This window comes from Mycobacterium sp. 852002-51961_SCH5331710, from assembly GCF_001665535.1.
GTDB lineage: Bacteria > Actinomycetota > Actinomycetes > Mycobacteriales > Mycobacteriaceae > Mycobacterium.
Map to the genome: position 1 here is coordinate 1 of NZ_LZSQ01000122.1, position 12167 is coordinate 12167.

The window sequence follows — 12167 nt, forward strand, 5'->3', positions numbered from 1 at the left end:
CACCCGCTCCGGGTGCGCCGCCGCCACCGGGCGCTCCGCTGCCCCCGCCGCCCGGTGCGCCGCTTCCGCCGCCACCCGCGCCTGCACCGCCGCCCGCGCCCGAGCAGGTCCCACCGCCGGCGGCACCGCCACCGCCGGGTCAGTAACCGCATGGCCTTTCGGATGAGCGCGCAACGGTTCGACGAACTCGTCTCCGAGGCGCTCGATCTGATCCCGCCGAAGCTCGCCGACGCGCTGGACAACGTCGTCGTCCTGGTCGAGGCCCGCAACGACGAGGAGCCCGACCTTCTCGGGCTCTATCACGGTGTCGCGCTCACCGAACGCGATTCCTGGTACGCGGGCTCGCTGCCCGACACCATCACCATCTACCGCGAGGCGCTGCTGGAGCACTGCGACAGCGAACAGGACGTCGTCGACGAGGTCGCCATCACCGTCATCCACGAGGTCGCCCACCACTTCGGCATCGACGACGAACGGCTGCACGAACTCGGCTGGGGGTAGCCCGCGCGGCAACCACGCTTTGTCGCCCGTTGGTGCTATCAAGGGGCCATGACCGAGTGCCGAGACTGCGAGGCGGGCCTCGAGCACTGCCATGGCACCGTCATCCACCACGTTTCGTATCGGCCCGAGTGCACCGAACCCGATTGTGTGACCCCGGAAGTCGCGCACGCGTTCGTGATCGACTGCGAGGCGATCGGCTGCGTCTGTACCGTTTCGGTGTCAGCCCATCGGGTCGGCTGAGCGCAGCGCGTCCTCGACCGGGCGCACATCGGGCTCGGGGTAGAACGGCGGCGTCAGCGAGCCCCACTGCACGCAGCTCCAGCGGCCGTCGGTGATCGGTGCGAGCACGACGGCCTCGGTGTTGCCGAGGTGGTGGTCGAGCGCGAAGCTCCTCTCGACCCCGGCCAGCACCGAGGACACCAACCGGATCGCTGCGCCGTGGCTGACCACCACGATGTCGCCGTGCCAGGAGTCGTCGTCGAGGTGACGCATCCGCAGTTGGGTGATGGTCGGCACGTACCGCTCCAGCACGTCGTTACCGGTCTCGCCGTTGGGCATGGGCACGTCGAGATCGCCGTCGTGCCACTTCTGGTAGATGCTCTCGAACGTCGCGATCGCTTCGTCGTCGTTGCGATCCTCCAGATCACCCACCTGGACCTCGTGGACACCGCCGAGTTCGACGGGCGGCAGCCGCAGGGCGCCGGCGATCTCCTCGGCGGTCTGGCGAGCCCGGTGGGCCACCGAATGCGCCAGCAGCGCGGGAGCGGCGGGATGGCCGCCGATGGAGCGCGCGAACGTCCGCGCCTGGCCGCGGCCGAGGTCCGTCAGCTCCGCGCCCGGCGGTCGGGTGTCGAGGCGACGGTCGACGTTGGCCAGCGATTGTCCGTGACGCACCAGCACCAGGCGCCCGCTCAACGCTTGCCCTCCCTGAGCCGCGCCAGCCAGCGGGAAGCGTCGTCGAGACCGGGGGGCGCCGCGCCCGCGGCCGCTCCGGTCGGCCATGAACCGAGGAATCGCATATCCGAACAACGACGGTGCAGCGCCTTGAGTGCCTCGGCCACCGCATCGTCGTCGATGTGACCGACGCAGTCGAGGAAGAAGATGTAGGTGCCCAATTCCGTTCGGGTGGGCCGTGATTCGATGCGGGTCAGGTCGATGTCGCGCACGGCGAGCTCCGTCAGCGCCGATACGAGCGCGCCCGGGACGTTGTCGAGCCGCAGCACCACCGAGGTGCGGTCGGCGCCGGTGCGTTGCGGCGGCGGGGCCGGCGGTCCGACGAGCACGAACCTGGTGCGCGCGTTCGGTTCGTCGACGACGTCGGACGCCAACGTCGCGAGTCCGTAGCGCTTGGTGGCCAGCGCCGTGCTCACCCCCGCGTCGGCGCGGCCCTCGGCGACGTCGTTGGCGGCCGCGGCGTTCGAGTTGGCGGGCACCACCCGCGCCGACGGCAGATGCTCGGCAAGCCAGTTGCGCACCTGTGCGACCGCGACGGGGAAGGCGGCGATGGTCGAGACCTCTTCGACCGCTGTCCCGTCGCGGACGGCGATCGTGAACGACACGTCGAGCGTGAGCTCGGCGAAGATCTGCAGCGGCGTGCCGGTCGCCAGCCCGTCCAGCGTCGGAAGCACCGAGCCCTCGATCGAGTTCTCGATCGGCACGCACGCGTAGTCGGCGCGCTCGTCGCGCACCGCTTCGAGCGCGCCGATGGTGCTCTCGCACGGGACCGGGGTCACCTCGTCGGCGCCTGCCCCGCCGGGCAGCATTCCGCCCGCCGCCATCTTGAGCAGCGCCGCCTCGGTGAACGTCCCTTCGGGTCCGAGATAAGCGATGCGCGGCACAGGTCAACACTATCGGGTCACCGCGGTAATGCCGTTCCGCTGCACGAAAGCCTTGCGGGATCCGTCGATCGGTAGTTAAGTTAGGCTCACCTTATCTCGAAGGAGGCGCAATGGCGACATCGGTCACGGCACCGACAACGGCCGAGCGGATCCGCAGCGCGTGCGCCAAGGCGGGCGGCGCGATGCTCGCGATCGAGGGCTACGAGAACGGCGGCCCGACCGAGACACCCGTCCACCACCTGCTCGACGACGGCTCGTTCGCGATCACCGTCCCCGCGGACAGCGCGGTGGCCGCCGCGGCCGCCGGGGCCGGAGTCGGCGGGGTGCAGGCGGTGCTGGAGATGACGGACTACGCGCCGCTGCCACTGCGTGAGCCGGTGCGCTCGCTGGTGTGGATCCAGGGACGCCTGCACGACATCCCCGCGGGTGAGGTGTCGGCCCTTCTCGACCTGATCGCCTCGCAAGACCCCAATCCGGCCCTGCTGCAGGTGAACTCCGGGCCCGCCGACGGCGACCAGGGATACACGCTTCTGCGGCTGGAGATCGACTCCGTCGTCGTCGCCGATTCCACGGGCGCTGAGTCGGTCGGCGTGAGCACGCTGCTGGACGCGCGGCCGGACCCGTTCTGCGCAATGGAGTCGTGCTGGCTGCAGCACATGGAGTCGGCACACCGCGATGTGGTCGAGCGGCTCGCCAGCCGACTCCCGATGTCGTTGCGCCGCGGCCGTGTTCGGCCGCTGGGGCTGGACCGCTACGGCGTGCAGCTGCGGGTGGAGACGGACGACGGCGACCACGACGTGCGGCTGCCGTTCACCCGGCCCGTCGACGACGTCACCGGGTTGAGCCAGGCCATCCGCGTCCTGATGGGCTGCCCGTTCCTCAACGGGCTGCGCGCACGGAAACTCTGACCGCACTACCGTAGCTCCGGTGACCGGCGCCCCCGACGAGCTCACCGACCCCGCCCGCCGGAGCCTGCGCATCGAGATCATCGTCGTGCTGGCGGTGACGTTCGGCCTGTCGGCCTACAGCGCGCTGCTCAACCTGATCGAGTCCGTCCTGCTCGGTCTGTCTGGACAGGTCATCGCGCTCAATCCGCGCCGGTCCCCGTTCGACCTCATCGACCTCGGACTCAACCTCGTCTGGGTGTTTCAGCTGTCGGCATGGGGCGCGCTGGCGATATATCTGTTGTGGCGCAGCGGAATTACGCTGCGCTCGATCGGGTTGGGTCGGCCCCGATGGCGTCCCGACCTGCTCGGCGGGGTCGGCCTCGCGGCGCTCATCGGGGTGCCCGGCCTCGCGCTGTATCAGATCGCGCGGCTGCTCGGCATGAACGCGAACGTCGAGCCGGCCGAACTGTACGACACCTGGTGGCGGATACCGGTCCTGCTGTTGACCGCGTTCGCGAACGGGTGGGCCGAAGAGGTGATCGTCGTCGGCTACCTGATCACCCGACTCCGGCAGTTGCGGGTGAGCCCGGTGACCGCCGTCGTCGCCACCAGCGCACTGCGCGGTCTGTACCACCTCTATCAGGGCTTCGGCGCCGGCCTGGGCAACCTGGCGATGGGCGTGGTGTTCGGCTACGTCTATCTGCGCACAGGCCGGCTGTGGTCGCTGATCGTCGCCCACGCGCTGATCGACGCTGTGGCGTTCGTCGGGTATGCGCTCGCCGCAGGTCATCTGGGCTGGTTGCGGTGAACAACTGCCCTTGCGACGTAGATTCTGATAGGTGACCGACAACCGGCAACCGCCCCGCGGGTTCGAGCCGCCGCCGCGGCCGCGCCGGGAGCCGTCACAGGTGATCCGCCGACACCCCAACTACCGGCCGCCGCCACCGAACCAACCCGCGCCGCCGGTACCGCCGCCGGGACCCCCACCGAGGCCACCGTCGGGTGGTCGACCCGCACCGCCACCGCGCAGGCCAGCACCGCCGCGCGTGCCGCCAACGCCTCCCCCGCCTCCGCCGATGAGCGCCAGGCCGGCCGCCGCTCGCAGACCGGCCCCACCGCGCATGCCGCCACCGCCTCCGGCCGCACCTGCCCCGCCGAAACCGAAACGAACACGGCGCAAACGGCATTGGGGACGTCTGCTGTTGGTCGTCCTGCTGTTGGCCGTCGTGGGTGTGGTGGCGGGTGGGCTGTGGATCGACTCGTCGCTGCAGCGCATCAGCGCGCTGGTCGACTACCCCGACCGTCCCGCGTCGGCCGCGGGAACCACGTGGCTTCTGGTCGGCTCGGACAGCCGCCAGGATCTGACCCCCGAGCAGCAGGCGGAGTGGACCACCGGAGGTGACCTCGGCGACGGTCGCACCGACACCATCCTGGTGGTGCACATCCCGGGCATCACCTCGAGCACCAAGGCGACGATGGTCTCGATCCCCCGCGACTCGTACGTGTCGATTCCGGGCTACGGCAGCGACAAGATCAACGCCGCGTTCACCCTGGGCGGCGCCCAGCTGCTCGCCCAAACGGTCGAGGAGGCGACCGGGCTGCGGATGGACCATTACGCCGAGATCGGCTTCGGCGGGTTCGCCACCATGGTCGACGCCGTCGGCGGGGTGCAAGTGTGCCCCACCGAACCCATCAGCGACCCGCTCGCCGGGATCGACCTACCCGCCGGATGCCAGGAACTCGACGGTCGCAGCGCGCTCGGATTCGTCCGCTCCAGGGCCACGCCGCGCGCCGACCTGGACCGCATGCGCCACCAGCAGGAGTTCATGCAGGCCCTGCTGCACCGCGCCACCAGCCCGTCCGTTCTGCTCAACCCGCTGCGGTGGTATCCCATGGCGCGCGCGGCAACGCGCACCGTCACCGTCAACGAGAACGACCACGTCTGGAACCTGGCCCGCCTCGCCTGGGCCATGCACGGCGACGTGCTGACCACGACCGTGCCCATCGGCGAATACACCAGCGGTGACGTGGGTTCGGTCGTGGTGTGGAACGAAGAGCTCTCGGGCGAGCTGTTCGAGGCGTTGCGCACCGACACCGCCATCCCCGCCGAGGTCCTTGACGCGCAGCCGTGAGCGCCGCGGCAGCAAACTCATTCTCGATCCTGTAAGCGCCATCACAAAGGTTGTGCTCAATTAGGCTAAGCTCGCCTGTGTTAGGTCGCCCTTCGCTGACAATGCCGTCTGACCTGCGATATCGTCGCTGCTATGACCACTGCCGAAGCGTCCGACACGAAATTTCACGCCCTTCTGCAAGAGCAGATCCGCAACGAATTCGGGGCCGCGCAGCAATATCTTGCGATCGCCGTTCACTTCGACGGCGCGGACCTTCCGCAGCTGGCCAAGCACTTCTACCGCCAGTCCGTCGAAGAGCGCAATCACGCGATGATGCTGGTCCAGTACCTGCTCGACCGTGACGTCGAGGTCGAGATACCCGGGGTCGATCCGGTGCGCAACAACTTCGCCACACCGCGCGACGCGCTCGCCCTGGCCCTCGACCAGGAACGTACGGTCACCGAGCAGATCAGCCGGTTGGCCGGTGTGGCCCGCGACGAGGGCGACTACCTCGGCGAGCAGTTCATGCAGTGGTTCCTCGGCGAGCAGGTCGAGGAAGTCGCGCAGATGACGACGCTGGTGCGCATCGCCGACCGGGCCGGCGCCAACCTGTTCCATCTGGAGGATTTCGTCGCGCGCGAACTGGGCTCGGCGGCGGCGGACAGCGCTGCGCCGAAGGCCGCGGGCGGCAGCCTCTAACTAGTCGCGCCCCGCGCCCGCCAGACCGTTCTGCAGCCAGTCCTTGGTGCGGCCGGGATGGTTCGTCGCGACCCAGGCCACCCCGAGGTCGCGGCAGTAACGGACGTCCTCGAAATGGTCGACGGTCCAGCAGTACATCGCCCGGCCCTGCGCGGCCGCGCGGTCGACCAGTTCCGGATGCTCACGCAGCGTCGCGATCGATGGCCCCACCGCGGTGGCGCCCACGGTCGTCGCCGCGCTACCGCCGAGATACCGCGACGTCTCGCCGAGCAACACCGTCGGCAACATCGGCGCCGCACGGCGGATCCGCCACACCGCGGCGGCCGAGAACGACATCACCACCGCCCGCGCCAGGTCGGCCGATGCCGGCGCGGCGATGCCGAACTTGTGCAGCAGCGCCAGCACCTTGCTCTCCACCAGAGCGCCGAACCGGACGGGATGTTTGGTCTCGATGAACAGCTTGACCGGCCGGTTCCAGTCGAGCACTAAGGAGATCAGGTCCTCGAGCGTGAGCAATCCGGTATCGCCTTGCGCCTCAACAGCATTCCGACTGGGATGCCAGCCGCCGAAGTCCAGCTCGCGCAGCTGGGCGAGTGTCATGTCACTGACGAGGCCGGTTCCGTTCGACGTCCGGTCGACCCTGCGGTCGTGTACGCACACCAGGTGACCGTCGCGAGTGAGCCGCACATCGCACTCGACGCCGTCCGCGCCCTCCTTGAGCGCAAGCTCGTACGCCGCGAGCGTGTGCTCGGGACGGTCGGCCGATGCGCCACGGTGCGCCACGACGAATGGATGGCCCCCGAGCGTCGGTCCGGAAGCCGCCGTGTCAGCGGCTTCGGAGTCGCCAGTCATACGACCTATGCTGCCGGGTCCTGCCCTCGGGACTCAACCGGAACCTCGGGCTCGGGCTGATCCTCGGCACGCGAGCCGTCGTCGGGGACGATCACCCAGCGCCTGCTCGGCCGCTCGACCGGGCGGCGCTCGAAGCCCGCAACGACCTTCTCGGCCAGCAGGAGGCTCGCCAGCGCGAGCAGGTACGCGATCATCGTGGTCATGGTGTTGTCGGCGATGCCCTGCGCATCGCGCGTGAAGCTGGTCGCGATCGACCAGATCGACACCGCGTAGCTGGCGATCCACGCCAGCCACCACACCACGATCGGCCGGCGCAGGTGACCGAGCCGTTGCTCGACGCCCGCCAGCTCGATGACGAACACCGGCGCCCAGAAGAGGTTGACGAACGGCAGCAGACAGCCGGCCTGCAGCCGCCAGGACGGTCGAGGATCGGTGGCCCCCCGAAACGCGTACGCGGCGGCGCGTCGCGCGATCAGCCAGTTGGTCAGCATGATCAGGCTCGCCACCACCATGAACGCGGCGACGACGCTGAGCACGACGCCGAACCACGTCGCGATCGCGGCGATCCACGGAGGCAGCAACACCGTGCGGTTGATGATCAGCAGCGCGTAGCGCGCCAGGTGGATCAGGGCCGCAGCGCCCAGGACCGCCATCGTCAGCCATAGGGCGCCGCGCAGCATGCCCGACGACGGCCCGCCGCGCGCCACCTCCTGCTGTTGATCGACCGGTGCGATCTGGTCGACGAGGCCCCACCGCGGGATGGTCGCGTAGCGCGGTGTCGGCCCGAGGACCCGCCGGGGACGCCGCGGATGCGGCGGTGCGCCGGGCCGCACGGCGACCCAGCGATAGCCGGGCGGCAGCTGCGGCCGCGGCCCGGTGGCCGGACCGGCTCCGGCCGGACCGGGCGGACGGGCACTCCACTGGGTGTCCGCGGCCGGTGCGGGCGCCGACGGCGCCATCAACGAACCGTTGCAGCGCGGACACCACGTCCGGCGGCGGTCGCGCACGTTCCACCGGGTTCCACACTGGGAACACACCTGGATCATTTCGCTCCTCGCGTGCGCGGGATCATTTCGCTCCTTGCGTGCGCGGGATCATTTCGCTCCTCGCCTGCGCAGGATCGGCATTCCTCGCCCGACCATTCGACCAGGGTAGCGACGATCCGTCAGACCACGCCCGGGCCACCGTCGTCGGTGACCACCGGACGGCCCGCTCCGGCCCAGGCGAACATGCCACCGTTGACGTTGATCGGCGAGTAGCCGTTCCTGGCCAGGTACTGCACCACCCGCTGCGAGCGCCCTCCGGCGGCGCAGATCACGTACACCTGGGCCTCGGTGTCGATCTCCGCGAGGCGTGCGGGGACCTGGCCCATGGGGATGTGCCGCGCGTCCGGTGCGTGACCGCGGGCCCACTCGTCGTCCTCCCGGACATCGAGAAGGACCGCTTCTGGTCCGAACGTCGTCGGCACCTCGGCGATGTCGGCCTGCGCGAACTCAGCCTCGTCCATGCCTCAATGCTGACATGCCCTCGGGCGTCGCGCGCCGACAGCAATGCCGACCTATCCACAATTTCCACAGGTTCATCCACAGGCCCGTCACGTCGAAGAACCCGCCGTGAGCCGCTGAATCTGTGTTTTCCCTGAGGAAAACTGTGGATAAGCCGTCGGTTATCCGACGGTCCCATCAACAGATTCTCGACTGACGAGCGAAATCCCTAGCCGAACTAACCGCAAAGCGGGGCCGCGCGGCGCCGACGGCGACACGTGTGAGCCGATTTTCCCGGCGACACATCAGGGGTTATGATCGGCGTCACAGCTGGCAAGCTGTGATCGATCTCACCGGGGGAAGACTTCAAAAATGCAGGTCAGGAGGGGTTCATGACGTCTTCGATGGGTCCGGGTTCGGCCATGCCACCCACGGAATGGCAGTCGTCGACGTCGACCGCCTACACCCGCACCCAATTGATGGCGTTCCTGCGCGCCGGCGTGATCGCGCTGGTGCTCCTGGTCGTGCTCGCGCTCATCGTCCTGTACTGACGAAAGCCCGCCTCGAATCTCGGATACGAAAGAGCCGCCGGTCAGTGACTCGGCGGCTCTTCGGTGTCGGCAGGTGTGTCAGGCGGGCGGATAGACACCCATCTGCTTGCCCTTGTCGGTCTGCCAGAAGATGTCGGCGATCTCGTCGATCGTCTTGAGCAGCTTCTCGGCGACGGCGACGTCGAGCGACTTCTTGACGTCGCCCGCGCCGTGCACGCCGTCCCAGAACAGCTGGTGCAGGTTGGGGAACTGCTCGAAGTGATCCTTGGTGAAGAAGTCGGCCCACAACACCATCAGGTGATGCTTGACCTCTTCGGCCTGGCGCTCCTTGATGATGATGGCGCGCGCGCGGAAGTGCTCATCGTCTGAGTCGTGATACTTCTGGATCGTCTTCAAGCACGAGAGCGCCTCGATTTTGGCCTGCGCGGGGTCATAGACGCCGCAGTACAGATCGCAATGGGCATGGGCGGGGGTTGCGTTGTTGAACAATCGATGCAGCATGAGTCCTAACTTACCCTTTGAGTGTGCGCCGCAACCAGACACCGCGACGCTGGCCGCTGCGGCTGTTCCGAGTGGTGGACGACTCGATGCGTCCGACGGTTGCACCCGGCGACGGGCTTTTGGCCATGCGGGGCGGCCGCATTCGGCGGGGCCAGCTAAGGGTGTTCCGGGATCCGCGTCAATCGAGGCGGTGGCTCGTCAAGCGGGTCGGTGATGTGTACGGCGCGGGCCGCGACGTGATCTTTGAAGCCCGCTCGGACAATCCGGGCGCGCCCGGCGCCGCCGACTCGCATGATTTCGGCTGGATCTCGGCCGCCGGGTCGTATCGCGTGCTGTGGACTGCCCGAAACGATTCCGGCCGTTAGCAGTCGTGTCCTCTTGCGTGCCAGCCGAGTTCTGCCGCATGCTGAGCAAATCGACCCACTGACGTGTCGGGCCATCAGTCGGCTGGGGCCGGCGTCCGAACACCGATGGCGCGGAGGCGATATGGAGAGGGAGTCGGGTAAGGCGATCGAAGTCGCCCCCTTTCATTCACGCGGTTCACTCAAGGGTTTCGTGATCTCGGGCCGATGGCCGGACTCGACCAAGGAATGGGCGCAGCTGCTCATGGTCGCCGTCCGCGTCGCGTCGCTCCCCGGATTGCTGTCCACGACAACGATATTCGGCGCCCGCGAAGAGCTGCCCGACGAGCCCGAACCGAACACCGTCGGCCTGGTCGTCGCCGAGGGCACCGTGGTGGGCGAATCAGCAGTGCCGCCAGGTTATTTCGCCGAGCACCAGCCGCCGGCCCTGCTGATGCTGCATCCCCCTTCGGAAACCACGCCGTCGCTGCCCGAGTGCAACGGCGCGGCGTCCGGCTGCGTACTGCTGCCCGGGCTCCCACACCTCGGCCTCGAGCACCGCGCCGCGTGGGTGGAAGCCGAAGCGGACGGAACGGTGACCTCGATGGTGAGCCGCGTCGGTGTCGACCCGATCAGCCATCCGGACACCGCGATCCTCGCGATGCTGCTTGCGGCATAAGGGCTTTCGAAGCATTCGATTCGGATCCCTGAACGGCGAATTCGGCTGCCCGAAAACACTGTGGCGCTGGCGCATCCGCATGACCGCGGCTAAGGTCGGTTCAGTAAGCGAAGGGGAGTAGCCCCCAATCGTCGTGTCGACATACTGGCGCAAGCCCGGCCGACGAACCACACCGCGTGTGGTGGGCGAGACCTTCGACCGAAGCCGGCGGGCGGGGACTCCCGCATCGTCGGCGACGCGTCGAAAGGGTCGTCCGAATGCTCGCCGCCATCCTGGTCAGTCTCGCCGTCGTGTTCGTCGCCGAACTCGGCGACAAATCGCAGCTGATCACCATGACCTACTCGCTGCGGCACCGATGGTGGGTGGTGCTCTCGGGTGTAGCCATCGCCGCAATGCTCGTGCACGGCCTGTCGGTGGCCATCGGGCACTTCCTCGGCATGACGCTGCCCGAACGCCCCATCGCGTTCGTCGCCGCCATCGCGTTCCTGTTGTTCGCGGTGTGGACGTGGCGCGAGAAGGGAGATGACGAAGAGATTCGCATCGCCGAGCCCCGCTACGTGGTGCCCGCGATCGTCTCGTCGTTCGTCCTCGCCGAACTCGGGGACAAGACGATGCTGGCCACCGTGGCGCTGGCCAGCGACCGGAACTGGGCCGGTGTGTGGATCGGCGCTACGGCGGGCATGGTGCTGGCCGACGGCGCCGCCATCGCGGCCGGCAGGTTGATGCACAAGCGACTGCCCGAGGCGTTCCTGCACGGTCTGGCCAGCGTCCTGTTCCTGCTGTTCGGACTGTGGATGCTGCTCGACGGTGCGTTAGGACTGCGTTGGGTCGCCGTCGGCGTTACCGCCTCCGTAACGGTCGCCGTGCTGGTGACCTGGCTCGTCCGGCGGCGCAGGGTGCCCGCGGAGGCCGCCGCACAAGAGCCGTCGACCCGGCCGACCTGACACCACCTGCGTATCCGGCCCCGGGCGTCCCGCGATCACGCGTAAATTATTTGGCAAACGCCGTGAACCGCCCGAATGTATGCAAACGATGTTGCCGGCGGCGCTCAGGGGGTTGACACCGGCCGCCCTACCTGGCAGCCCGGCAAAATTAGTTTGGCAGAGTCGCAGTAGTTTGCTTCGTCGCACCGTATGGTAGAGCCGTCGGCACACGTTCCGAGCGTCCTCGAATGTCCAAGCCGGCAACGTAGCGAGCGCTGACGAGGGAGCTGAACAACTTTTCCCGGGTTTGCACTTGGTTGTGGCCACAACACTCGCTACGATGATCAGCAAATACGCCGCTTGTACACCGCTCGTCCAATGCATGTGGAGGTCCTATCGATGAGCACGACGTTCGCCGCTCGCTTGAACCGGCTGTTTGACACGGTCTACCCGCCGGGACGCGGCCCGCACACCTCCGCCGAGGTGATCGCGGCACTGAAGGCCGAGGGCGTCACCATGTCCGCTCCGTACCTCTCGCAGCTGCGCTCCGGCAACCGCACAAACCCGTCGGCAACGACCATGGCGGCTCTTGCCAACTTCTTCCGGATCAAGCCGGCCTACTTCACCGACGACGAGTACTACGAGAAGCTCGACAAGGAGCTGACCTGGCTCGCCAGCATGCGCGACGAGGGTGTCCGGCGTATTGCCGCGCGTACCGTCGGCCTGTCGCCGGAGGCCCAGCAGGACATCGTCCAGAAGGTCGATGAGCTGCGTCGCCGCGAGCATCTCGACGATTAGCC

Annotated in this window: 18 protein-coding genes; 11 read left to right on the forward strand and 7 right to left on the reverse strand. The window is 68.2% G+C overall.

Annotated features, from left to right (window positions below):
- The first annotated feature begins 150 nt into the window (after positions 1–150).
- Both A5752_RS22875 and A5752_RS28105 read left to right on the forward strand, forming a co-directional pair.
- The gene (locus A5752_RS22875; RefSeq protein WP_067090645.1) at positions 151–501 is read left to right on the forward strand and encodes a metallopeptidase family protein; all 351 of its coding nucleotides are present in this window, start codon (positions 151–153) and stop codon (positions 499–501) included.
- A 48-nt stretch (positions 502–549) separates the two neighbouring features.
- Complete coding sequence (locus tag A5752_RS28105; RefSeq protein WP_067090647.1) at positions 550–741, forward strand: hypothetical protein; 192 nt, start codon at positions 550–552, stop codon at positions 739–741.
- Here the strand turns inward: A5752_RS28105 and A5752_RS22885 are convergent.
- Positions 721–1416 (reverse strand): histidine phosphatase family protein, encoded by a 696-nt coding sequence (locus tag A5752_RS22885; RefSeq protein ID WP_067090650.1) that lies wholly within the window; start codon positions 1414–1416, stop codon positions 721–723. The genes A5752_RS28105 and A5752_RS22885 overlap by 21 nt on opposite strands.
- Complete coding sequence (gene pheA / locus A5752_RS22890; RefSeq protein WP_067090653.1) at positions 1413–2339, reverse strand: prephenate dehydratase; 927 nt, start codon at positions 2337–2339, stop codon at positions 1413–1415. The genes A5752_RS22885 and pheA overlap by 4 nt, the downstream gene beginning before the upstream one ends.
- 110 nt (positions 2340–2449) lie before the next feature.
- Between pheA and A5752_RS22895 the strand changes: the two genes are divergently transcribed.
- Together A5752_RS22895 and A5752_RS22900 are read left to right on the forward strand one after the other, a co-directional pair.
- The gene (locus A5752_RS22895) at positions 2450–3247 is read left to right on the forward strand and encodes a DUF2470 domain-containing protein (protein ID WP_067090655.1); all 798 of its coding nucleotides are present in this window, start codon (positions 2450–2452) and stop codon (positions 3245–3247) included.
- Positions 3248–3266: 19 nt separating this feature from the next.
- Positions 3267–4034: a CPBP family intramembrane glutamic endopeptidase gene (locus A5752_RS22900; RefSeq protein WP_067090658.1), complete on the forward strand. Its 768-nt coding sequence runs from the start codon at positions 3267–3269 to the stop codon at positions 4032–4034.
- Positions 4035–4154: 120 nt separating this feature from the next.
- On the opposite strand, the gene A5752_RS28185 is transcribed toward A5752_RS22900, so the two are convergent.
- Positions 4155–4349, reverse strand: a complete 195-nt coding sequence (locus A5752_RS28185; protein WP_156614121.1) for a hypothetical protein — start codon at positions 4347–4349, stop codon at positions 4155–4157.
- Here A5752_RS28185 and A5752_RS22905 point away from each other — a divergent pair.
- Positions 4273–5358, forward strand: coding sequence for an LCP family protein (locus tag A5752_RS22905; protein WP_502686780.1), 1086 nt, complete (start codon positions 4273–4275; stop codon positions 5356–5358). The two genes, A5752_RS28185 and A5752_RS22905, sit on opposite strands and share 77 nt — an antisense overlap.
- Before the next feature lie 132 nt (positions 5359–5490).
- Entirely contained in the window at positions 5491–6036 is a 546-nt protein-coding gene (locus tag A5752_RS22910; protein ID WP_067090663.1) for a ferritin, read from the forward strand.
- Here the strand turns inward: A5752_RS22910 and A5752_RS22915 are convergent, their stop codons facing one another.
- The 3 genes from A5752_RS22915 to A5752_RS22925 form a co-directional block, all read right to left on the reverse strand.
- A complete protein-coding gene (locus A5752_RS22915; protein ID WP_067090666.1) occupies positions 6037–6888 on the reverse strand; it encodes a glycerophosphodiester phosphodiesterase in 852 nt (283 codons plus the stop codon).
- A gap of 5 nt (positions 6889–6893) precedes the next feature.
- Entirely contained in the window at positions 6894–7934 is a 1041-nt protein-coding gene (locus A5752_RS22920) for a DUF4328 domain-containing protein (protein WP_067090669.1), read from the reverse strand.
- Positions 7935–8053: 119 nt separating this feature from the next.
- The gene (locus tag A5752_RS22925; RefSeq protein ID WP_067090672.1) at positions 8054–8395 is read right to left on the reverse strand and encodes a rhodanese-like domain-containing protein; all 342 of its coding nucleotides are present in this window, start codon (positions 8393–8395) and stop codon (positions 8054–8056) included.
- A gap of 369 nt (positions 8396–8764) precedes the next feature.
- Here A5752_RS22925 and A5752_RS27600 point away from each other — a divergent pair, with 369 nt between their 5' ends.
- On the forward strand, positions 8765–8923 hold the full coding sequence (locus tag A5752_RS27600; protein WP_156614124.1) for a hypothetical protein: 159 nt from the start codon (positions 8765–8767) through the stop codon (positions 8921–8923).
- Positions 8924–9001: 78 nt separating this feature from the next.
- Here A5752_RS27600 and sodN read toward each other — a convergent pair whose 3' ends face one another.
- Complete coding sequence (gene sodN / locus A5752_RS22930) at positions 9002–9424, reverse strand: superoxide dismutase, Ni (RefSeq protein WP_064401171.1); 423 nt, start codon at positions 9422–9424, stop codon at positions 9002–9004.
- Between the two features lie 86 nt (positions 9425–9510).
- Here sodN and A5752_RS22935 point away from each other — a divergent pair, with 86 nt between their 5' ends.
- From A5752_RS22935 to A5752_RS22950, 4 genes are all read left to right on the forward strand, one after another.
- Positions 9511–9789, forward strand: coding sequence for a S24/S26 family peptidase (locus A5752_RS22935; protein WP_231983489.1), 279 nt, complete (start codon positions 9511–9513; stop codon positions 9787–9789).
- Positions 9790–9910: 121 nt separating this feature from the next.
- On the forward strand, positions 9911–10444 hold the full coding sequence (locus tag A5752_RS22940; RefSeq protein WP_067090675.1) for a peptidase: 534 nt from the start codon (positions 9911–9913) through the stop codon (positions 10442–10444).
- A 257-nt stretch (positions 10445–10701) separates the two neighbouring features.
- On the forward strand, positions 10702–11388 hold the full coding sequence (locus A5752_RS22945) for a TMEM165/GDT1 family protein (protein ID WP_067090678.1): 687 nt from the start codon (positions 10702–10704) through the stop codon (positions 11386–11388).
- A 378-nt stretch (positions 11389–11766) separates the two neighbouring features.
- A complete protein-coding gene (locus A5752_RS22950) occupies positions 11767–12165 on the forward strand; it encodes a helix-turn-helix domain-containing protein (protein WP_064348517.1) in 399 nt (132 codons plus the stop codon).
- The last annotated feature ends 2 nt before the right edge of the window (positions 12166–12167 follow it).